At 38.0% G+C, this 23,855-nt stretch carries 21 protein-coding genes; all 21 read left to right on the forward strand.

All coding sequences use genetic code 11. From position 1 onward, the window contains the following. Window positions 1-29 precede the first annotated feature (29 nt). The 21 genes from IV80_RS06140 to IV80_RS10270 all read left to right on the forward strand — a co-directional run bounded on the left by IV80_RS06140 (window position 30) and on the right by IV80_RS10270 (window position 23,756). Window positions 30-755, forward strand: a complete 726-nt coding sequence (locus IV80_RS06140) for a class C sortase (RefSeq protein WP_057751051.1) — start codon at window positions 30-32, stop codon at window positions 753-755. Window positions 756-835: 80 nt separating this feature from the next. Next, window positions 836-1,753, forward strand: a complete 918-nt coding sequence (gene rihC, locus IV80_RS06145; RefSeq protein WP_057751054.1) for a ribonucleoside hydrolase RihC — start codon at window positions 836-838, stop codon at window positions 1,751-1,753. 214 nt (window positions 1,754-1,967) lie between these two features. After that, complete coding sequence (locus IV80_RS06150; RefSeq protein WP_057751057.1) at window positions 1,968-5,231, forward strand: DEAD/DEAH box helicase; 3,264 nt, start codon at window positions 1,968-1,970, stop codon at window positions 5,229-5,231. A 111-nt stretch (window positions 5,232-5,342) separates the two neighbouring features. Further along, window positions 5,343-6,062 (forward strand): sulfite exporter TauE/SafE family protein, encoded by a 720-nt coding sequence (locus IV80_RS06155; protein ID WP_057751060.1) that lies wholly within the window; start codon window positions 5,343-5,345, stop codon window positions 6,060-6,062. A gap of 344 nt (window positions 6,063-6,406) precedes the next feature. Beyond that, entirely contained in the window at window positions 6,407-7,117 is a 711-nt protein-coding gene (locus IV80_RS06160) for a GntR family transcriptional regulator (protein WP_057751063.1), read from the forward strand. A 140-nt stretch (window positions 7,118-7,257) separates the two neighbouring features. Next, window positions 7,258-7,572 carry a PTS sugar transporter subunit IIB gene (locus IV80_RS06165; RefSeq protein WP_057751066.1) on the forward strand — a complete coding sequence of 105 codons (315 nt, stop codon included), beginning with the start codon at window positions 7,258-7,260 and terminating at the stop codon, window positions 7,570-7,572. Next, the gene (locus tag IV80_RS06170) at window positions 7,565-8,959 is read left to right on the forward strand and encodes a PTS sugar transporter subunit IIC (RefSeq protein WP_057751069.1); all 1,395 of its coding nucleotides are present in this window, start codon (window positions 7,565-7,567) and stop codon (window positions 8,957-8,959) included. The genes IV80_RS06165 and IV80_RS06170 overlap by 8 nt, the downstream gene beginning before the upstream one ends. A gap of 23 nt (window positions 8,960-8,982) precedes the next feature. Then, on the forward strand, window positions 8,983-9,312 hold the full coding sequence (locus IV80_RS06175; protein WP_057751071.1) for a PTS lactose/cellobiose transporter subunit IIA: 330 nt from the start codon (window positions 8,983-8,985) through the stop codon (window positions 9,310-9,312). 6 nt (window positions 9,313-9,318) lie between these two features. Next, window positions 9,319-10,818 carry a sialate O-acetylesterase gene (locus tag IV80_RS06180; RefSeq protein ID WP_057751074.1) on the forward strand — a complete coding sequence of 500 codons (1,500 nt, stop codon included), beginning with the start codon at window positions 9,319-9,321 and terminating at the stop codon, window positions 10,816-10,818. A 95-nt stretch (window positions 10,819-10,913) separates the two neighbouring features. Beyond that, window positions 10,914-12,284 carry a glycoside hydrolase family 1 protein gene (locus IV80_RS06185; RefSeq protein ID WP_057751077.1) on the forward strand — a complete coding sequence of 457 codons (1,371 nt, stop codon included), beginning with the start codon at window positions 10,914-10,916 and terminating at the stop codon, window positions 12,282-12,284. A gap of 340 nt (window positions 12,285-12,624) precedes the next feature. After that, window positions 12,625-12,960, forward strand: a complete 336-nt coding sequence (locus tag IV80_RS06190) for an ROK family protein (protein WP_261763748.1) — start codon at window positions 12,625-12,627, stop codon at window positions 12,958-12,960. A 171-nt stretch (window positions 12,961-13,131) separates the two neighbouring features. Beyond that, on the forward strand, window positions 13,132-13,614 hold the full coding sequence (locus tag IV80_RS06195) for a PTS sugar transporter subunit IIA (protein WP_057751082.1): 483 nt from the start codon (window positions 13,132-13,134) through the stop codon (window positions 13,612-13,614). A gap of 21 nt (window positions 13,615-13,635) precedes the next feature. Beyond that, complete coding sequence (locus tag IV80_RS06200) at window positions 13,636-14,466, forward strand: PRD domain-containing protein (RefSeq protein WP_057751085.1); 831 nt, start codon at window positions 13,636-13,638, stop codon at window positions 14,464-14,466. 106 nt (window positions 14,467-14,572) lie between these two features. Beyond that, window positions 14,573-16,015 carry a PTS transporter subunit EIIC gene (locus IV80_RS06205; protein WP_083490534.1) on the forward strand — a complete coding sequence of 481 codons (1,443 nt, stop codon included), beginning with the start codon at window positions 14,573-14,575 and terminating at the stop codon, window positions 16,013-16,015. A 56-nt stretch (window positions 16,016-16,071) separates the two neighbouring features. Beyond that, window positions 16,072-17,559, forward strand: coding sequence for a glycoside hydrolase family 1 protein (locus IV80_RS06210; RefSeq protein ID WP_057751088.1), 1,488 nt, complete (start codon window positions 16,072-16,074; stop codon window positions 17,557-17,559). Between the two features lie 384 nt (window positions 17,560-17,943). Beyond that, window positions 17,944-18,924 (forward strand): helix-turn-helix domain-containing protein, encoded by a 981-nt coding sequence (locus IV80_RS06215; protein WP_057751091.1) that lies wholly within the window; start codon window positions 17,944-17,946, stop codon window positions 18,922-18,924. Window positions 18,925-19,008: 84 nt separating this feature from the next. Continuing rightward, window positions 19,009-20,340, forward strand: coding sequence for a PTS sugar transporter subunit IIC (locus IV80_RS06220; protein WP_057751094.1), 1,332 nt, complete (start codon window positions 19,009-19,011; stop codon window positions 20,338-20,340). Further along, on the forward strand, window positions 20,324-21,694 hold the full coding sequence (locus IV80_RS06225; protein WP_057751097.1) for a glycoside hydrolase family 1 protein: 1,371 nt from the start codon (window positions 20,324-20,326) through the stop codon (window positions 21,692-21,694). The genes IV80_RS06220 and IV80_RS06225 overlap by 17 nt, the downstream gene beginning before the upstream one ends. 2 nt (window positions 21,695-21,696) lie before the next feature. Continuing rightward, the gene (locus IV80_RS06230) at window positions 21,697-22,971 is read left to right on the forward strand and encodes a family 1 glycosylhydrolase (protein ID WP_057751099.1); all 1,275 of its coding nucleotides are present in this window, start codon (window positions 21,697-21,699) and stop codon (window positions 22,969-22,971) included. Window positions 22,972-23,207: 236 nt separating this feature from the next. Continuing rightward, window positions 23,208-23,369, forward strand: a complete 162-nt coding sequence (locus tag IV80_RS10115) for a hypothetical protein (protein WP_162259301.1) — start codon at window positions 23,208-23,210, stop codon at window positions 23,367-23,369. Between the two features lie 126 nt (window positions 23,370-23,495). Beyond that, window positions 23,496-23,756, forward strand: coding sequence for an IS3 family transposase (locus IV80_RS10270; protein WP_378963556.1), 261 nt, complete (start codon window positions 23,496-23,498; stop codon window positions 23,754-23,756). Window positions 23,757-23,855 lie beyond the last annotated feature (99 nt).

Genomic DNA, 23,855 nt, shown 5'->3' on the forward strand with positions numbered 1-23,855 from the left:
ATTTCAAAAAAATTAAGGAGGAGGACACTATGCGCAGAAAATTAGTCGTAATTTTAATGGTATTGGGTATCCTTTGTATTGCTGTTCCAGTTGGATTTCAACAGTATAAAAGATGGCAGGCTCAGGATATAATTGCGCGTAGTGAAAAAAAGGCGCGAAAAGATGAGCATAAGAACTCTGAAAATCAGGTGAAGGCTACCAAAGCTAGTCAAAATAAGGATAAACATAATTCTCAAAATAGCAATTCTGATCGTAAGAAAGATAATGGTAATGAAAATTCTGCTGCACAAAATATAGATCCATTTGTGACCCAAGGTGTACGTCGCGGAATTGACGACGCGTTTAGCCGCAGTATTACAGAAGTTTCGGGTTACCTTCAAATAAAAAAAATTAATGTCAAACTCCCATTCTATTTATCGGCGTCCACTAGAAATTTGGCAAATGGGGCCGGATTGATTGCGGGTACTGATGTTCCTGGGCAGGGAAAAGGACATCATTCAGTAGTTGCTGGTCATCGCGGATATTATGGCGCAACCATGTTTTTAAGAGTGAATCAATTAACGAGTGGTGATCAGATCTTTTTGAGATTTAGAAATCATAATTATTACTATCGAGTAATTGAAAAAAAGATTATTGCGCCCAACAATAGCACGGCGCTTCAACCGATACGTGATAAAGAGTTGCTGACATTATTTACCTGCCATCCTTATCCGACTAATTATCAGCGACTTTTGATCATTGCTGAGCGAATTTAGGTCTATTCAAATTATTAGAAACCGGTACAATGGAAGTAGATAGCGAATTTGGTAGACCGAAGACTTTGAGGAGGTCCAACATGACAACGAGAATAATTATGGATTGTGATCCTGGAATTGACGATGCAGCAGCTCTTTCGGTGGCATTGAATAATCCGGAGTTTGATGTTCGTCTAATTACGACTGTGGCTGGCAATGTGACGGTGGACAAAACCACACGAAATGCTTTGAAATTAGTGCATTTCTTCGACAAAAAAGTGCCGGTTGCCAGCGGAGCAGAACAACCCTTGATTAAGCCTTTTGAGGATGCAGCGCGCATTCATGGTGAATCGGGGATGCCCGGTTATGATTTCGATGAATATGTTGGCGATACGGTGCGTCATTCCGCTGTAGAAGCCTTATACATGACCATTATGCGAAGCTCCAAACCCATAACCTTGGTGCCAACTGGGGCTTACACAAATATTGCCATGTTGCTATCGGTCCATCCGGAAGTTAAACCCAAAATTAAACGCATTGTGGCAATGGGTGGCGCACTTGGTCGTGGCAACATGACCAGTGCCGCTGAGTTTAACGTCTTTACAGACCCAGATGCAGCAAAAATTATGTATGCTTCTGGGATTCCAATTGTGATGATCGGATTAGACGTTACAATGAAGGCTTTATTAACGCCTGAAACGCTAGAAACGGTAGCTACCTTGGGAGAAGCCGGTAACATGTTAGCTTCAATCTTCAAACATTATTATGAGGGTCATGAGGGCGGTATTCCGATGCATGATGTCAATACAATTTGTTATCTCTTGCATCCAGAATATTATCAAATGGCGGATTACTGGATCGATGTGCAAACTAGTGGGCCAGCAATTGGCGAAACGGTGGCTGATATTCGTGGTGCTTATCACAAAGGTAAAACGAATGCGCAGGTTGCGGTTGGTATTGATACAGATGACTTTAATCGATGGTTTATCGAAGAAGTTCGGGACATGAAAGTAGAATAGGCGTCAAAATTATACAAAACCCTAATTGTCATTTTGATTAGGGTTTTGTTTAATTTTATGAAGCTAAATCTGTTCGGGATTTTTGCAGGTGTGTGGATCAACAGAAATTTTGAATAAAAATTATTCAATTGTAAGCGATTATCCCTGTTTTCATTGGTAATAGTGTAAAATGACCACTAGGTACCAAAATCAGAATAAGATGTGGAGTAATTAGATGCGTCGTAGAATAATGCCCGCCCGAATTTGGGATAGGGGCAAGAAACTTTTTTCTAATGGAAAAGTCAAAATTGAGAATATAGATAAAGGCAATCGGGAAGTTGTGGCAACGGTCTATGGGACATATGCGTATGAAGTGCATGTCAATCAAGGTGACCCAAGCAAAGATTCCTGTACCTGCCCGTATTTTCCTGACAACGGTTTTTGTAAACACATTGCGGCAGTCGTGGAATATTTCAAGTCGGCCGGACAACCAATCGAAACCTTATTTGACGATCCTCAAAAAGTTGAGCCCACCGACACGCAGACACTTAAAAAAACACCTGTGATTAGTTTTCCAGAAATTAAAATGGTCAACAAGAAAAAATCACAGGCAGACTTAAGAGGAGAACGTTTTTTTAAGAATTTAGATTTACCCCAACCTCAGTATTATAAGCGCTTATCGGAGGTTCCATTGGTTGACTTAGACCTCGAAGTTACCTTAATTGCTGGTACAGTGACGAAGGGCTGGAATTATGCGGCAGAAAATCGATTGTTTTTGCGGTTTCATATTGCAAATAAACTTGAGCAAAAGTTTTACGTCGTAAACGATTTGGATCGTTTTTTGAAAGCTTACCAGAGTCAAGGTGTTTTCAAAACGACAAGCAATATTTCATTTTTATTGGATAAACATGCTTTTTCTAAACCAGATCGCGCTTTATTAGATTTAATGATGACAACCGGAAGTGCTAACTTTGACGGTAACAGTTCACTAGACCTTAAAAAATTCTTTTTGCTTGAAGCTTCCCTTGTGCCGGACTTTCTTAAGCATTTGCAGGAGTTGCCGCACTTTCATTTTCAACAGGGAGAAAAATCGGCTGTTTTCGATGAAATAAGTTATCAGCCATTTCGACCGGAAGACGGGTTGATTCAAGGAAAACTCATCCAAGATGATGACGGCTATCAATTAACGATCCATAGTGGCTTTCAAATCTCGATTCCTAGTAGTGCGCTAATTGTAAATCAAAATGAAATTTATCAAACATCTACGAATCAAATGATCATGATCGATCATGTTATCAGCAGATATCAAGCCATCATGCAACCAAGTGGCATAGCAGATGAGACACCTGGTGAAATGCACTTTGGGTGGGGAAGTGAAGCACAATTAAATAAATTTGTGGCTGCTTTTAAACAAATTGGGGTGCTTGAGTTACCTGCCGACTTTATCACAACGCAGATGACACCACATTTTGATCTGCGTCGAAAGAATACGAAGCTGCAGTTGCAACTTAGTTATGATTATAACGGCAAGCTTTTTGACAGTAATGAAATCCAACAGGTCTCGCAAAGCCTTCGTAACCTTGAAAAAGAGGATCAAACGCAGGATTATTTAAGTCACTTAAAGTTTAGTTTACAAAACGGTTTGTGGGAAAAGACGTTTAAAGATCCCGATGTTTTGTACGCGTTCTTTACACGGGAGCTTCCGAATTTACGTCAAAACGGGCTAGTGACCGTGAGTGAGGATCTCCAAAGCTTATGGCATGATTCTAAAGACTTAAATCCTGAAGTTTCCGTGTCGGAAAAGGCGGGCTTATTATCGGTCAAATTTTCACTTAAAGGTGTTGATGAGGATGATGTGGACGCTGTTTTAGGACAGTTAGATCTACAGCGACCTTATATTACCCAGCCAGACGGTTCACTTGTGCTGGTAGATGACGCATTTCGAAAGGTCAGCCAAGCCCTCGTTAATATTCGCCAACAAGGTAAGTTTAAGCATGGAGAACTAAAAGTCCACGCTTCACAGGCTTTTGCAGTGCAGGCCGCTTTACAAGGTACCGCTAAGTTCGATGAAAAATTCAAACAATTGGCGGAAAATCTTGCTCATCCAGAAAACTATCCGATTGCCCAGTCCCACCCAATTCATGGTAGTTTACGACCGTATCAAACGATCGGTGTCAAATGGCTGGAAATGCTGGATAGTTATCATTTTGGCGGAATTTTGGCGGACGAAATGGGACTAGGAAAGACGGTACAAATGATTGCCTTTCTTTTGAATCACCTTGATCCTGAGAAGCCAAATTTAATTGTGTCGCCAGCTTCTCTTATTTATAATTGGCAAGAAGAATTTAATAAATTTGCGCCGGAAATTACAGCGCAAGTCATCGATGGCAATAAAGCGCATCGGGCGTCTTTGATTGCAAAGAAGGACGCAGATGTGCTGATCACGAGTTATAATAGCGCCCGGTTAGACGTATCAGCGTATAATTCGCGAAAAATTAATTATTTGGTGTTGGACGAAGCACAGTTTGTAAAAAATTCGAGTACTAAAACAAATCAAAGTATTCGCAACCTGCAGCGTAAAAATGCCTTCGCATTGTCTGGGACCCCAATTGAGAATCGGGTCGAGGAGTTGTGGGCCATTTTTGAGATTGTGATGCCGGGATTATTGCCAAGTAAAAAAGCCTTTAAAAAATTAACGGCTGCTGAGGTGGCAGTGCGCGTTAAGCCGTTTATTTTGCGGCGTGAGAAAGCAGTTGTGTTGAAAGACATTCCAGCTAAAGTGGAAGCTAACTTATACAATGAATTGACGCAAAAGCAGAAAACCGTTTATTTGGCGCAATTAAAACAAATGCAGGTCAAAGTTCAAGGTATGACAGGGGCCAATTTCGTGAAAAATAAGTTGGCTATTTTGGCGGGACTCACACGATTGCGACAGATATGTGATACCCCTGCATTGTATTTGAAGGATTATAAAGGTGACTCTGGAAAACTAGAACAGTTAACAGAAATTTTACGCCAGGCGGAAGAAAACAACCGGCATGTTCTGATATTCTCTCAGTTTACGGGAATGTTGGCGATTATTGAAAAAGAATTACAAAAACAGCATTTGGCGCATTATGTTTTGGAAGGCAATACAAAACCTAAGGAACGCTTGAAAATGGTGAATGCCTTCAATGCTAACGAACGGAATATCTTTTTGATTTCACTGAAGGCTGGTGGCACCGGATTGAACTTGACGGGTGCCGACATGGTGGTATTGGTAGATTTGTGGTGGAATCCAGCCGTGGAAGATCAAGCAACCGCACGAGCCCACCGAATTGGTCAAAAGAAGCAGGTGGACGTCTTCCGGCTGATTACCAAAGGCACGATTGAAGAACAAATCTATAAATTACAAGAAAAGAAACGTAATTTTGTTGATCAGGTTCTTAATGGCACAGAAAATAAGGGCTCATTAACGGAAGAAGAAGTTCGTTTAATCTTGGGTATTGAGACCAAGTAGGCAAAGTCAGTGATGGCTTTGTTTTTTTGCACAAACTAAATTTTCCGTGATTGACCATCGACAGCAAGTCGACCATACTAAGCACAATAACGTCTCAAAAGGGGAATCAGCATGGCAACTTGGTTATTGATTTTCATTCCAGCATTATTGGCTGGTATCGTTCAAGGATTGACAGGTTTTGGCGCCGTAATTATCATGATGACGATTTTCCCATTTATCTTACCTATCGCATCGGCGGCTGGAATCGCCGGACTGAGTATGTTGGCAAGTATGATTGGATTAACCTATAGATATCGGCATGATTTTAAATTAAAACGGGTTTTGGTACCTTTTATTGTTTATGCAGCGGTTGCCACGTGGTCGGTGCATCTTAGTAACGTTTTGAATCCTCATATCATGCGGATGTTGTTAGGGGGCCTACTAGTGGCGCTATTTTTGTATTTTACGTTGGTCAAAAATTCGAGTGAACGTCACTATCCGTGGTATATTGCGGGTTGTTTCATGGTAATTTCTGGATTTTTCAATGGCTTGTTAGGAATTGGAGGACCTCTAATGGCACTTTATTTCTTATCATTGTCTAAATCGATTCCAGAATACACAGCTAGCATCCAGGGCTTTTTCTTGATTGATGCCTTTTATATTAATAGTGTGCGGGTTGGCAATGGCATTTTAGGGCTGCATGATGTGCCATACATACTAGTTGGGATGGTTGCGGCTGGGATTGGAACCATTATTGCGGCAAGAATCGCGAATAAACTTGATGACCAAACGTTTAGAAAATGGATTTACCGTTTTATCGGACTTAGTGGGATTTATTATTTGTTCTTTTAGTGGTGGTGAGTTGAATCATAGGGATAGCAAGGGTTCTAAATGAGTTAGTATGTTTTCGATGAACTTCGAAAATAAATTTATCATTGGCAATCTGGTGGCATTCATTATTAACAATAGATATGTTCTATAAAATGGTTTTGTATTCCACATTATATGTAGTATGATATGCTTGATAGAGAGTAGATCAAATGATTAACAGGTCTAATAGTTGATACTCTGAAAATAAAGAGTAAACTATTTTAATAGGCTGTGTTAAAAATTCGTTATAACCTATTTTAAGCTTTTTAGCACAGAATTAAGTCTTAATAATGAGCATAAAAAGCGTGATGTGGAGGCAAGCTTCAATGAAGGAAGCACCAAAATATGAAATTGTGGCGGATCATTTACGGCAACAAATTTTAGAAAAAGAATTTACCATTAATGAGCAGCTGCCACAAGAAAATGCCATTGCTGATGCCTATAATGTAAGCCGAATTACAGTTCGTAAGGCATTAGATATTTTGGTAGATGAAAATTTAATTTATCGCATTCAAGGATCAGGGACTTTTGTTAAAGATAATCAGCCTCACGAAACAGGGGCGAAGGAAGAAAGCCTGGAAATTTTTGATTTTTCGAAATTCAAAGTCAAACTTTTGAATTTTGCTGTTGATAAACCAAATTCAGATATTATGGATCAACTGAATGTTACGGCATTTGATTTTACTTACGAAATAGAACGGCTGATTCTTGATGAAGATGATGAAGTTGTTGCGTTTCAAAAGATTTACATGCCAGCTAAAGTTATCCAAGGGATGCGAATGGATGTTTTGAAGGGCTCAATCTACGAGTTCTTAACAGAAGATCAAGGCTTGGTATTAGGATCGGCTATTCGAACGCTGTCCAGCGAAATTGCGAACGACAATACCGTTAAAATTATGAATTTAAAAGCTGCTGAACCTTTACTGACTATGGAGCAACGATCGTTTCTAGAAAACGGCCAAATCTTCGAGTATGTATATAATTATATAAGACCATCAAAATTTTCTTTACACGAATCGATTAATCTAACGGATTAATCGGTTTTTATTTTTGTCTATAATTTGTTATAACAAATTATAAATAGGTATTGCTTTTAAAAAAGTCTGGATGTATACTCAAAATGTAAGCGATATCAAAACGGCCGTTGATGTCAAATAACATATTGGAGGTATGGATCATGGCACAGTTAAAAATCGCATTGTTTTGTAGCGGCGGTATGTCAAGCAGTTTAGCAGGTGCAAACATGCAAAAAGTGTTTGATAAAGAAGGCAAAGATGTTCAAGTCGATGCCTATGATTTAGGGATGGTTGATGAAGTTGGTGATGAAGTTGACGTCATCATGCTTGCCCCACAGATTAGTTGGGATTATGACGCAGTTAAGAAGAGCTTTCCAGATAAAAAAGTTATCAAATTGACGATGCAAGAATTTGGCAGTATGAGTGGGCAAGTTTTGATTGATCGATTGACGAAGGAAGGTATTGAGTATGAATGACAAACCGAGTCGAATGCAACGATTTCAAGCAAAATTTACACAAGTAGCCGGAAAAATAGCTGCCAATAAATTATTATTAACACTTCGTGATTCATTCATTATTGTGGCAGCTACATCGATGATCGCTGGTTTTGCTATTATGATCCAAAATGTTTTCATCGATCCAACGAACGGTTTGATTTTTGGTAAACAGGGAATTGGGCTAGGGCGCTTAATTAGTGGTTCTTGGACAGCTTGGGCAAGCTCTGGCCTGTTCAAAGGATTGACTGCCATTGGTAATATGATTGGTTTGATTTCAAATGGATCATTAAATACATTTGCGGTGTTACTAGTGGTTATTTTCTCAAATACTTTTTCAAGAAAATATTTTCCAAAGAGTAAGGAACATATGACATCCGTTTTGTATGCCTTAGGGGCATTCTTTATCTGTATGCCATGGAAATTCCAATATACGCCAACAACGGGATCTACTAAGCCCATTGAAATTCTTAATTATATGGATACAACCTATTTTGGGACTAAAGGGGTTTTTGCAGCTCTCTTGATTTCTGGATTTGCCGTTTGGATCTACAATAAGATGTTGCAAACTAACTTTACAATTAAAATGCCAGATTCAGTTCCACCAGCAGTAGGTCGTAGTTTTGAATCGTTAATTCCTGGTGTAATTACAATGGGTGTGTTCATTATTTTGACAGCTCTTTCTACCGGATTTACTGGTGAAACAATGCCTGAATTACTATTAACATTGTTGCAAAAACCAGCATTGGCGATTTCCGGAACCGGATTTTTTGCCTTCATTTCTCAAACTACTTGGAGTTTACTTCAGTGGTTTGGGATTCATCCAACTTCAATTTGGGGACCAATTTTCGGATTAACTTGGAATATCAATGATACACAAAATATGTTGGGGCAAGCACATCACATCTATTCAACTTTGTTTATGAACTTCTCTACTGTTGCTGCTGGATCTTGTTCAGTTTCACCAGTATTGGCACTCATGCTATTCTCCAAGAGATTAGCAGCCAAAAAAGTTTCTAAGATTGCGTTAATGCCAGCAATCTTCAATATTTCTGAACCAGTTACTTTCGGATTACCGATTATTTTAAACCCACTTTACTTTATTCCTTGGTTAGTGGCTCAGCCTTTAGCATTCTACATTGGGTTGTTCTTTATTAAGATTGGGTTCATCGGACCAATTGTTAATAATGTTCCTTGGACCGTACCGACACTCCTTTCAGGACTACTTTACACAGGTTCAATTAAAGGACTAATTGTCCAGGCCATTATTGTAGCCGCCACAACGGCAATTTATATTCCATTTATTCAAATGGATAACAAGATTAATCCAGATGGGGATCTTGTTGATAAAGCCGTTGCAGAAGATTAGCAAAAATAAGTAGGTGAAAGAGAATGGATGAAAAACAATTACAAAAGGCAATGCAGCTGATTTCCATTGCAGGAGATTCTAAGTCGCAATCAATTCAAGCGATGCAATTGGCTGAAGAAGGTAAGATTGAAGATGCCCAGCAACATCTAAAAGACGCGAGAAAAACTTTACATGAAGCACATAATATTCAAACGGGTTGGATGACTGAAGAGATGAATGGTGCGCAAATTGAGAAATCTTTGTTATTAATTCATTCGCAGGATCACTTTATGTCAGCGGATATTATGTTGACAGTTGCTGAAAAGGTGATTAACTTACATCAAGAAATTAAGTCCTTAAAAACCGAGGCGTAGACTGAGATGAATAACGGAGAGCTAGGGTTTGAAGACATCTTCTCGGATAATATGGTATTGCCACGAAACAAGGCGTTTCACATTGCCGGATTTGCTCGGTCCCAAGCACAGGTAACGGTTAACATTGGGCAGAATTGTCAATCTGCGCAAGCAAATTCAGATGGAAAATGGGTGGTACGTTTCCCTGCAATGCATGATGAATTAGTTAGTATTACGGCAAAATCAGCAGAGGGACAGTGTAGCGTTCAAAATGTGCATTTTGGTCAAGTTCATTTGTTAGCGGGTCAGTCGAATATTGAATATCAGTTAGTTGATGACCAAGAATACAATCAGTTAGTGAAACAAATTAAGAAACAAAGTGCCTATTTTTATAATGTACCTAAGGTTGAGTACCAAAATGCAGATGGTTCAGTTATTCCAGAGGATTTGGCAAGGCCGCAATGGCAACAAGTCACACCAGAGACAATCGGTGAATTGTCGGCAATTGGATTTTACATGTTGCAGCAGTTATTACATGACTTTCCTGACCAGGTTATTGGAATAGTTGATTGCTATAAAGGTGGGACTTCGGCTTCTTCGTGGCTTCCCCAATCAGTATTAAAAGCCGATTCTGAACTTAAAGCGACGTTCATTGTGCCGTTTGAACAACAAGTGACTGGAAAAACAGCAGTTGATTTTAAAAAGGAATTAGAAGCCTATCAAAAAAAGGTTGAAATTCACAATGTGAAATTGGCCGCTTATCTCAAAAAATATCCAGAGGCCACGTTGAGTCAGGCTAAGGATACAGTTGGGCATACACCGTGGCCACCACCAATGACACCTAAAAGTTTCTTGCGACCAGGTGGTCTTTACGAAACAATGGTATTAACGATTCGGCACTATACATTTAACGATGTGGTTTGGTATCAAGGTGAAAATGATGCCCCTAATCCACAAGTGTATCCAAAGTTGTTGGAGGCATTGATTTTAAATTGGCGTGACTTGTTAGCGGATCGGGCGCTACCGTTTTATATTGTGCAACTTCCTGGTTATGCAGATGAACCCAAGGATGCTTGGGCGATGATTAGACAGGCACAATTAGAAATAGCACAAGCTGTACCGGATGTGCATCTTATTTCGATTTCGGATACTGGAGATGAGCATAACATTCATCCAGCTTCCAAGCGCAAACCGGGGACACGAATTGGTCAGATAATTAGTGGTCTCCAATATAGCGATACCCCTTTTGTGTTCAAAGTTGAGATACACCGCGAACGATTAATCTTATTTGTTAATCACGCGGCGACTGTGAGAGAAACGGGAACAACCACAATGGAGGTATGCATTACCGGGAAATGGTATGAAAAAAGAGTTCAACTGACAGGACGAAATGAGATCACAATTGCAAAATCTGCGGATGAAAACATTGAGTCGGTGAGGTATGCTTATCGAAACTATCCAAAATTAACTTTATACAATGAACAAGATTTACCGGTGGCACCTTTTAAAATAAAGTTAAGTCTTTGATGGGCGCTTTCGGTGGAATGACTGTATCTTGAGATTGACTGGGATACGGTCATTTTTTAACTGTGTTTTATAAATTAAAAGAAGGGGTTTAAAAAATGAACGAACTAAAAAAAAGATTTTTCTGGGGAAATTCAACGTCCAGTATGCAAACGGAAGGAGCCTGGGATCAAGGTGGCAAAGGTAAGTCAGTATATGATATTCGGAAAGCCACACCAGAAGTTTCCGACTGGAAGGATGGTATCGACGAATATCATCGTTATCCGGAGGATTTTGATTTAATGCAGGAACTGGGCATGAATTTCTATAGATTTCAAATCTCTTGGAGTCGTGTGCAACCTAAAGGTGAAGGCGCATTTAATGAAGAAGGCATTCAATTTTATAGTGATTTGATTGATGCCTTGCTGGAGCGACATATTACTCCAATGATCTGCTTGTATCATTTTGACATGCCATTGGAATTATCCGAAAAGTATAACGGATTTCTGAGCCGTAAAGTTTCAGATCTTTTTGTAAAGTTTGGAATTGAAATGGTTAGACGTTTTGGAGATCGCGTGAAATATTGGATTACCTTTAATGAACAAAATCTATACAATCAGTGGGGAGCTTCAACTTTTGCAGGAAATCTGCATAAAAAAGAAGGCATTAATGAGGTTTACCAAATTGCCCATAATGTCATGATGGCGCATGTTCAGGTGGCTAATTATATTCATGAACAAACAGACTGCAAAATCGGAGGCATGTTAGCCTATACAGAAATATATCCAGCAACTGCGCGCCCACGTGATATTCAAGTCGCACGTGAGATACAAGAATTTTCCAACAATAATCTGTTGGACGTTTTTGCTGAGGGACATTACTCACAAGCAGTTTTAACACACATTAAAAATTTCCACATTGATGCTGGATTTAAGCCGGGTGATTTTGAAATTTTAAGCAAATGTCGTAGTGACTACATGTGTTTTAGTTACTACCGGAGTACTGTTGTGAATTCTGAAAAAATCCCGGAGAACTGCTCAGTAGATGATTACCTTAAGTATGGTGGAGAGGGTAATCCATATGTTGAGAAGACGCCAAATTACGGATGGGAGATCGATCCACTCGGGTTTCGTGACATCTTAAACAAAATATATCATCGTTACCAAATTCCGATATTTCCAATTGAAAATGGTATTGGTGTGCAGGAAAGCTACTATAATGAGGAAATTCAAGATGATTATCGCATTGACTATATGCGCGCTCATATTCAGGCTTTGAAGGACGCCGTTGAGAAGGATGGTGTAGACGTCATCGGCTACTTAGGTTGGGGATTAATTGACTTGCCTAGTTCTGCGGGAGATATGCGCAAACGTTATGGCGTGGTTTATGTTAATCGCACGAATCACGATTTGAAAGATATGAAACGAGTACCTAAAAAGAGTTTTTACTGGTTGAAAGCTGTTATTGACAGCAATGGCAAAAATTTGTGATTCGGATAGAGATAGTGGTGGGGGACATGTGAAAAATATATTAGTAATCGATGTTGGTGGAAGTTCAATAAAATGTGGTGTTTGAAAAAATGAGAAGTTGTCTAAGCTTAAAAGTAGAAAAACGCCAGCTACTCGGAAAGAGATGAAAGCTGTCTTTTTAGATATCAAAAATGAATTAAATGATGAATGATAGAGAATTTCTATTAGTATTGCAGGTGCCGTTAATCTCAACAAAGGGATTATCTATGGAACAAGCGCTATCCCGAATATACACCGTTTCCGATTGAAAAAACAGTTGACCCAACTCTTTGGCATGAAGGTAACAATAACAAAATAGTTCATAGAAAAACAAAATAACCAAAAAAATTATGAAGGAACAGATATGTTTGCATTAGCAGAAATTCAGAATGAACAGGCAATCAGAAGTGTAGAAGTGTTGTACACTTCCTTAAGTATAGGCATATTGAATCTAGAAGGTAGTTTTGATCCTGATAAGATTTTAATTGGTGGCGGAATTTCGAAAAGGCCTGATTTAATTTCTGAATTGCAAAAACAGTTTAAAGCCCTTGGGGTGGCTAAACATACTGAAGGCCTGGATACGCGAATTATGTTATGTAAATATTTAGCAGAATCCAATATGATTGGTATAGTTTATCATTTTGAACTTGAAAAATAAAAAGCACTTGCATTATGTATCCGTTTGCATTAATATAGTAAACGTCAGAAGGATCATTACTCCTCGGGAGGTGTCACCTTCTAAAGAAAGTGTAGCGTTATAACTTTTTTTAGAGGTCGATACACTTTCGAGGATTTTTTATTTTCTTATTTTGGATACAGGAGGGAAACCATGCTAAACATATTTAAAAAGAAAGTGAAAAAAGTGAGCCTGGTTGCTCCTGTAAAGGGAGAAACCGTGGAACTGAGTCAGGTACCAGATAAAGTTTTTGCATCTGGTATGATGGGAAAAGGAATTGCCTTTAATTTTGAAACAAGTGAGATTGTGGCACCCTGTGAGGGGAAAATTACCATGATTCCAGAATCACTGCATGCATTTGGAATTACGGCCAATAATGGCGCCGAAATTTTGATTCATATTGGCTTAGATACCGTGAACTTAAAAGGAGAAGGGTTTGCCAAATTAGTAGAGGTAGGCAGCCATGTGAAGGCTGGTGAACCCATTATTAAAGTGGACCGTGAGGCTATTTTAGCAAAGGGGTATAACTTGGTTACCATGTTGTTGGTGACAAACAGTGATGATTTTACAGTTGAAATTAAAAAGATAGATAAGGTAGAAGCAGGGCAATCAGAGGTTGTGACCGTAGAAAAGTAGGCTTGGCTTTGGAGGATTGTGATGAAAGCAATCAAAAAAATAAATAACAATACTGCTGTTTGTTTAGACAGCCAAAACCATGAGTTAATTGCGATTGGACGTGGAATTGGATTTCATGAGATGCCGTATGAAATTAGTGATTTAAGTGCGATACAACGAACATTCTACAATGTTGATTCTATGTATATCGATCTGGCTAGTGAGATTCCAGATGACATTTTAGAAACAGCAGCCCAAATAGTAGACATGGTTCGTCTAAAAGTTGAGGCACCAATTAATTCAAATTTAGTATTTACCCTTGCTGATCACATCAAGTTTGCGATTGAACGGCGAAATAAGGGTATGGTGATTACTGCACCCATGCAATATGATATTCAGCAATTATATGGAGACGAGTACCAGTTAGGTTTAAAGGCTTTAAAGATTGTAAATCAAAATTTGGAAATTCGACTGCCCTCTGAAGAAGCTACAAATCTGGCTTTGCATTTTATCAATGCCAAAGCGATGACAGCTAAAGAGATTAAGAATGAAGAAAATGATGACCTCATTTCAGACATTACCGATATTGTTTCAGGCCATTTTGAGATTTACATCGATAAGCATAGTTTTAATTATTCACGTTTCGTCACGCATTTACAGTACTTATTAAAAAGGCAAGATCAAGGCGTTTTCATTAAATCTTCGAATAAAGAATTGTATGAGAACTTGGTCAAGAAGTTCCCTAAAACGAACGAATGTGTCGAAAAAATCGCACAGTTTTTACAAGATCGAGTTGGTTTTGAACTCGAAAAAGAAGAAAAATTATATTTAATTTTACATGTTAATCGACTTTGCTCACGCGAGGGATTGTAACCTAACGGGCATAACTCTCCAGCAAAGGTTTAGCACAGGCTATTTGTTGTAGCTTGGGCAACCTTTTCTGGGGAGCTTTTTAATAAATGGAAGAAGGAAAAGTAAAATGGCAAAAAAAGAAAAATATGAAGATATTTCCACGCACGTTGTTGATTTATTGGGTGGTAAGGATAACATTGTGTTTTTTACACACTGTGTCACCCGCTTACGATTTAATGTGAAAGATAAGACACGAGTTAATCAGGATGAAATTGAGAAATTAGATAAAGTGATTGGCGCACAATGGTCTGGTGAACAGTTTCAAATAATAGTGGGTCAAGACGTGGGAACAGCCTACAAAGAGGTTCTAGCTCATAACGATCTCACCGGGAGTGGTGAAGTGCCCGCAGATGATGTACCAAAGAAAAAATTTAGCTTTAACTCTGTTTTAGACGCGATTGCTGGTAGTATTACACCGTTAATTCCATTACTGATCGGTGGTGGGATGTTTAAGGTCCTATTACTAGTGTTGACAATGTTTGGTGTTCTTACAACTAAGAGCCCAAGTTATGTGATGTTAAACGCAGTTGGAGATGCTGCCTTTTATTTCTTGCCCGTTTTTGTGGGAGCTACAGCAGCCAAAAAATTTGGAATGAATCAAGGATTGGGAATGTTAATTGGCGCCATGTTGATTGATCCAAACTTTGTAACGGCGGTTAGCAGTGGCCACACTTTATCATTAGTTGGAGTTCCGGTTTATGCCACTACGTATGGAAATATGATTTTTCCAAGCATTTTAGCCGTCTTTGTGGCTTCATATGTAGAACACTTCTTTACGCGCTGGATTCCAGATTCACTAAAATCATTAGTGGTTCCTTTCTTCACTTTGCTGGTGATGGTACCACTTACCTTCTGGCTGTTAGCGCCTGCCGGAGCCTTTCTTGGAACATATCTTACTAAATTTATCCTTTGGTTATATGGGACTGCAGGATTTATTGCCGTGGCGGTATTGGCCGCAGCATTTCCTTGGATTGTCATGACAGGAATGCACACCGCATTTGCACCGTATGCAGTTCAAACATTTGCGACAACAGGAACAGAGCCCTTAGTGACAATTGCTAATTTTGTAAGTAATCTTGACCAAGGTGCGGCCAGCCTAGCAGTTGGCTTGAAAACACACCACAACGAAAAACTACGATCAACTGCAATTTCATGTGCCATTACAGCTATTCTGGCCGGAGTAACTGAACCTGCAATGTTTGGGGTTAATCTGAAACTAAAGACACCAATGTACGGCGCCATGATCGGTAGTTTCTTTGGTGGCGGGTTCGCTGGTTTCATGGGCGTCAAGGCCTATGCAATGGCTGGAAGCGCTGGATTATTTGGAACACCAGTGTTTATTGGAAGCACCATTATGACCTTTGTATGGGCGATTGTCGGTATGATAATTGGTATGGTCATCACATTTATTGCAACAATGATCTTATATAAAGAATTACCAGTTGATGCAACCCAAAAAGTAAAGAAGAATAAAAAAACTGCCGTAAATGCAGAACCAATCACCGATTAATTGTTTCACATGAAAATAACTAATAAGAATAACTAATTGAAAGGGGTACGAAGATAATGAGTTTTAAAAAAGAATTTTTATGGGGTGGCGCGACAGCTGCTAATCAGATTGAGGGAGCCTATAACGAAGATGGCAAAGGACTAAGTACAGCAGATGTGATTACAGCCGGGACCTACGAAACGCCAAGGCATATTACTTGGAAGAACCCCAAAACTGAAGAAACGGGCTATAGTGAACTAACATTTGGCGGAACACGAGTTGCTCCAGAAGGTGCACAACCGGCTATTTTAGACGGAGAGTATTATCCAAGTCATATTGCCTCAGATTTTTATCATCATTATAAAGAAGATATTGCATTAATGGCAGAAATGGGTTTTAAGACTTATCGGATGAGCATCAACTGGTCGCGGATCTTTCCAAATGGTGATGATACAAAGCCTAACGAAGCAGGACTTGAATTTTATGATCATGTTTTCGATGAACTAAATAAAAATGGTATCGAGCCATTGGTCACTTTATCGCATTACGAAACGCCACTTAATTTAGCGATTAAATACAACGGTTGGGCAAGTCGTGAATTGATTGATTTTTATGTCAATTACGCTAGGACTGTTTTCAATCGCTATAACGGTAAAGTAAAATACTGGTTAACCTTTAACGAAATCAATTGTATGGATATGATGCCATTTGTTGCGGGTGGCTTGGTTGATGGGAGTTTACAAAACCGTGCTCAAGGTACACACAATCAATTTGTGGCTTCAGCTTTGACAGTTAAATTAGGGCACGAAATTAATCCTGATTTTCAAATTGGACAAATGCTCGCTTATAGCCAAATTTATGCCTTGACGGCTGATCCAGCTGACCAATTGAAAGCCATTCAACAAATGGACGATACATTATTCTATTCAGACGTACAGACTGGCGGCCACTATCCTAATTCACGTTTGAAGATGTATGAACGTGAAGGCGTGAAATTAGATGATCGCCCAGAAGATTACGAGTTGTTAGCTAAATATCCGGCTGACTTTTTAAGTTTTTCTTGCTACACCTCGAATGTGGTCACAACGCATAATGATCAAGCAGAGGATGCCGGTAATCTCCAAGTTGGTGTGAAGAATCCTTATCTAAAAGCTAGCAGTTGGGGATGGGCAACGGATCCATATGTTTTGAGAATTGCATTGAAGACATTGACCAATCGTTATCACAAACCCTTATGGATTGTTGAAAATGGTTTGGGTGCAGTTGATGAAATCGCGGAAGATGGCAAGATTCATGATGATTATCGGATTGAATATTTGCAAGAAAATATTAAGTCAATGCGTGATGCCGTTACCATTGATGGTGCAGATCTTATGGGTTACACAAGTTGGGGTTGCATTGATTTGGTTTCTGCCGGAACTGGTGAAATGAAGAAACGTTACGGTTATATTTATGTAGATCGTGATAACGACGGTAGCGGTACACTAAATCGAAGTCGTAAGGATTCATTCTATTGGTATAAGAAGGTTATTCGTACCAATGGTGAAGATTTGAGTAAGGACTAAAAAGTCACTGGTTTAAAATGATGTCTTGTAGAATGAACATGATAAATTAAAACAAACTTTCCAAAATATTCAGAAAAATCTGATTATTCTGGAAAGTTTTTTTAGTTGTCATTTAAGTTTTATTTTAAAAGTCGGAACTGTGTATAACAATTGTGGCTCTTACGAAAGTTTTAAATTAGGAGTTACTAACTATTTGAAGTACTATAATAAGAAATCTAGAACAAAGCTGGTCAGAAAAGCTCTGATTCAATACCGTAATCTTTTCGACCGGCCGACCACTTAGATTTCACTTCGACTTTTTTGGAGATACAGTTCATAATTATTATGGTTGATAAACTGAAAATGTGTATTTGTTAATTAATTTACGAAGAAAGAATTGTAAAAATGGAAATATCTAATATTAATTTACTTGGCAGAACAAGACATAATATTTCGTGGAAAAAAATGAAAGAAAAGTATGGCACCAGCTCAGAAATAGTTGATGGACATACTGTATATAAATTTAATAATAATTACGAGTCTGATCAATTAACAAAAGAACCTTTTTATATGAGTCGTATCCCTTATGATTCTTTTATCCCATGGCATTTTCATGAGTATGTGGAAATTACAATTGTTATTCATGGAAAACTTGAGATGCATTTTTTTGATGAAAACGTTACGGTTAATGCTGGACAGGTTGTTCTGGTTGATGCCCGCTGTGCACATCAAAATTCAATTTTAGATGCGTCAAGTTCTGCCATGACTATTGCAATTCGTCCGAATGCTCTACAGCAATTGCTTGTCGAAAGAATGCCGACCAGAGGCTTTTTGACTAACTTCCTTTCTAGCTCGATTCATCGTGTTGATTTTTCTGAAAGATACTGGCAATTTAGCCGTATTGATACAAATATAATGAGTGGAATTCTAACAAGTCTAATAGGTGTTTACAGTGAAAAACATGGAGTATCTCAGGATTTACAACAGACGCTGTTACAGGCATTTTTATTACTATTAATGCAACAATCGCAGATACGACAAACTGATAATGCGCACTTAAATAAATATCATGTTCGGCCATTAGATCTTATTATATATATGGATAAACATTATCAAAATATTTCTTTGGAAACTATGGCCTTATATTTCAACTATAGTCCTAATTATTTATCGACAAAGCTTAAAAAAGCAACGGGTTCTAATTTTCAAGAACTTATCCAGAAAAAAAGGATGGATGTTGCTAGAGAAATGTTAAAAAAGACGGATATTGCTGTTGATAAAATTGCTTTTAACGTTGGTTATAGTAATCCGGTATACTTTTATCGATTGTTTAATCGAGTTACAGGGGTTACTCCAGCGATTTATAGAAAGCAATATAAATCGTAAGATAAGACATATACTGATGAGGATAAAACAATATCAATCGATGAAAGCGCTTGCTAACATATGGATAAGGAGGCGTTATTAATTATGAAATCAATTCAGTCGTTTATGGAAAGTAAATTTATCCCAATTGCAACCAGAATATCAAATATTCGTTGGATTCAAGCAATCAGTCGAGGAACAATGAGTTTAATGGGCGTAATTGTTGTTGGGGCAATTTTTTCATTGTTAGGGAGCGTAAATATTCCTGTATATCAAACTTTTTTGAAAAACACAGGGATAAATACATTATTATCATTTATTCCTGCTGTCACAATAAATGCCATTGCACTCTACATGGTATTTTTGATTGCGTATCAAGCCGCTAGAATTTTTGGGCATAAAGAAGCTAGTGTGAACATCGGTATTATTGCGCTTGTAGCTTTTTTAGTATTAATTCCACTTAAAATAGAACAACCCAAAGGGGCACTTCAAGCAAGTAATATCATGAATTTGAACTATATTGGTTCGCAAGGCGCATTCACTGCTATTATTACTGCAATGATTGTCACATCCATTTATATTTGGATTATTAATAGAAACTGGACTATTAAAATGCCTGAAGGTGTTCCACCACAAGTTTCAAATGCATTTATTGATATTATCCCGGCATTTATAGTTTTGCTAATTTTTTCACTTATTCGTTGGGGATTTAGCTTAACAAGTTACGTTTCAGCGACTGATTTTATTTATAAGATTTTGCAGACACCAATCCAAACATTAACGGGATCATTACCTGCATTTTTGATTTTGATTATTATTGCACAGTTACTTTGGTTTTTTGGAATCCATGGATCTTTTACTATTTTACCAATTTTGATGCCTATTTGGATTGGTTATATCGGTCAAAATATGGCTGCTTATAAGGCAGGACAAGCTATCCCACATATGTTCAATATTGAAATGTATAACATGCTTTGTATAGGTGGAGCCGGAGGTACATTAGGGTTTGTTATTGTGATGTTAATTTTTGCTAAGAGTGTGCAGTATAAGAAAATGGCTCGCTTAGTTATTTTACCAGGCTTATTTAACATCAATGAACCATTGATCTTTGGTTTACCTATTATATTGAACCCAATCTTATTCTTGCCTTTTGTTTTTACACCAATAATTATTCTTTTACTTGGTTATGTATTAATGAAGACTGGAATTGTAGGAGTACCAATTGGACTTTTCTTACCTTCGAGTACACCCATTGTATTTTCTGGTATTCTTCAGGGTAGTTGGTCGTATGCCATTTGGCAAGTTGTAGCCACGTTTATTTCTTGCTTGACATATTATCCATTCTTCAAAATTTTAGATAAAAAGGCTGTTCAAGAAGAAATCACCAATTCTGGTGTAGTAAAAAACGGAGGCTTAATCAATGATGACAAAAGATAATTTTCGATGGGGAGTCTCGTCTTCGGCGTTTCAAATAGAAGGAGCTAGTAAAAGTGACGGGAAAGGCCCTAGTACTTTGGACAAACGACTTGTTAAATCTGGAATTGCTGATACATCAGTTGCTTCCGATTTTTACCATCATTGGCATGAAGATATAAAATTACTTGAGTTATTAGGAGTTACTAGCTTTCGAATGTCTATTAGTTGGTCACGTATTTTTCCAAGTGGGGTTGGTAGCCCGAATAAGGCTGGAGTTGACTTTTATGATCAGGTAATTGACGATCTTTTAATGCATAATATTGAGCCTGTTATTACAATTAATCATTTTGATATGCCCTATGCGCTTATTAATAAATTTAATGGTTGGTTGTCTAGAGATTCAGTTTCAGCTTTTACGAATTATGCAAAATTCCTTTTTGTGCATTATGGAAATCGTGTTAAGACTTGGCTCACAATTAATGAACCACTGATGCTAATGTACAATCCTGCGTTTAATGGCAGTCGCTATAACAATCCTAAACGTAGTACAAAGTCGAATTTTCAAATTCTGCATCATATATTGTTAGCAGAAAAGAATGCAATGAGACTTTGTCATGAACTTGTTATAGATGGTGAAATTGGCCCAGTAGCAGCCTTTGAGAACGTTTATCCTACAAGTAGTAATCCCAATGATGTCGACGCTGCATTAACTGCTGAATCAATTCTCAGTTACTGGGCGCTAGATGTTGCAATAAAAGGAAAATATCCAGGAATTACTTATAATGAGTTAACAAAAATCAATTTGGCTCCCAAAGTTTCTGCAGCAGATGATGTTATTTTTAAGTCGGCCTATCCGGATTTTATTGCATATAATTATTATAGTAGTATTCGCGTGAGCGCACATCATCAGTCTGATAATACAGTCATTCCGTTTTTTGACTCACCATTATTCAGTGTTGATATGGGAACCGAGCGAAAGACGGATAAATGGTCTGCTATGGAAGCTGATCCTATAGGTATGGGAATTTCGGCACGAAAGCTTTATGAACGATATCACCTACCTCTAATGATAACCGAAAATGGGTATGCCGATACAGAGATTCCTAATCAAAATGGGGAAATACAAGATGATCAACGTATCGAATATCTTTCGGCACATATTTCTATTTGTAAGAAATTAGTTGACGAGGGGATTCCACTTAAAGGATACTTTATCTGGTCTTTTTTAGATTCTTTGAGCGGACGGGAAGGCTTTAGCAAACGATATGGGTTAGTGTATGTTAATCGAACGGATACGGATATACGAGATCTTAGACGAATTCCCAAAAAAAGCTTTTATTGGTATCGCAATCTCATTAGAGAATGGAAGGCATAAATATGATTGATCCGTTTAGTTATAAAGATATTCGATTTCCAAAAGACTTTTTGTTTGGAGCAGCTACAGCCGGAGCACAAATTGAGGGGAATGTTAATTCACAATTTGATTCGTCTGCCTATATTGAGGAAAAAAAGAAAATGGGAGAAGCTTTCACACCAGCTGGAAAATCTGAAGATAGCTGGAATCATTTTGATGAAGATTTGGCATTATTAAAGCAAATGAAACTTGGATTATACAGAATGTCCATTGAGTGGTCTAGAGTTGAGATTCGTCCCGGTAAATATGATGAATCTGCAGTAATGCAATATGTAGAAGAATTGAAAAAATTAAAAAATGCGGGTATTAAAATTTGTCTGACGTTGCATCATTTTTCACATCCAACATGGTTTGAAGAAAAAGGTGCTTTTCGAACGCTCAATAATATTTCGGATTTTGAACGGTACCTCCAGTATATTGTGCCTATAGTTGCACCTTATATTGATTACTGGATTGTATTAAATGAACCAAACATGCCCTTTCAATATTCGATTTCAGAACGTATGAATCTTCTTTCATATCATGTTGCAGGGTATAAAATAGTAAAAGAAAATTCTGATAAACCGGTCAGTAGTGCACTATCGTATTCCCCCAAACATCCATTCAGAGGGAGTAGTGATAAATTAGACAGTTTAATGGCTAATTGGCTAGATTATACAGAAAATGAATATTTTGCACATGCTTTTCGCACTGGTGAAGTAAGTATGCCAGATCATGATGCTTATGTGGTTCCTGGATTGAAAAATTCTATTGATTTCTGGGCAATTAATACCTATATTCGGCAAAATATTGATGGACATAAAAAGAATTTTCACGATAGTTCTTATGATGCAACTAGATTACCAGTACTTTCGCATCCTTTTTACATGGAAGAAATGTCTCCTGAAATTATTATCAACCTTGCATCTCGTTTTCAAGATAAGCCAATTTTGATTTCAGAAAATGGATTTGCTGTTAAAAATGATGATGTTCGAATTATATATATATCAGAAATGTTACAAGAAATTCATCAAGCATTGGACATGGGATATAACATAATCGGATATACACATTGGTCCTTGCTTGATAATTGGGAATGGGGAGATTACTCCGCCACTTTTGGGCTTGCCAGTGTTGATGGTGATTATCAACGCCATTTAAAGAAAAGTGGCGAATTCTATGGAAAAATTGCAATGCAAAAGCAATTTACACAAAAGATATTGCGAGAGTACTTAAATCAACAACCGAAGTTAAAATAGTTATAGATAAAAAAGGTTTGAAATTTTCTCAAACGGAACTGAAGTTATAATTTGATACAAACATATAAAAGCACGTTCGAAAAAAGTGAAATTTATTCGGAGGTGTTTTTATTATGACAAATAATCGTTATTCCTAGTGAAACGAAACTTGAAGCAGTCTGGCTTCTGAACAGAGGCATAAGTGGTCGAAAAATATGCCAGACTCTCGGATTGAAGAGTGATGGATTAATTTACACTTGGCGAAAATGGATTCGAAATGGAGAATATTAGCGACTAAGTCAGGCACAGGGAAACAATATAAGTACCAAAAAAGAGTGTTAGAACTACCAATTGAGGTGCGTAAAGAACAAAAAATACAACAGATGAAAGAAGAACTAGAAGTTGTAAAAAATATTTAATCAAGGAAAGGTAGTGGTAAATCAATCAACCATTCGGTTGATTAAGGAATTGAGTGACCACATCTCAATCACTCGTATTTGCGCTATTCTACATATATCGAGGGCAACTATCGTCATTCTAAGAACATGATCGACGGCCTGACACTTACTGAAGTGGAATCGCGAGTTCATCAGCTGTGTGTCGAAACGCATTTTCTATATGGTTATCGCAAAATTCATGCGTTACTGGCTAAAGAAACCAAATGCAGTGTCAGTAAGGTTCAACGAATATGCGCAAACACGGATGGAATTGCCGCATTAAGATCAAGCGGTTTAATAAACCATGCAATCCATACAAGATGTTTGCTAACGTCATCAACCGAAGTTGGCAGACGGACACGTCGCTGACCAAATTAGCAACTGACGTTACTTTGCACAGCCAGCAAGGATACGTACACATCACTCGAATTCTTTGGCTTGGCCAGACAAAAAGGCATTACCAGAAGC

The sequence above is a fragment of the Pediococcus cellicola genome (genome assembly GCF_001438655.1).
GTDB classification, from domain to species: domain Bacteria; phylum Bacillota; class Bacilli; order Lactobacillales; family Lactobacillaceae; genus Pediococcus; species Pediococcus cellicola.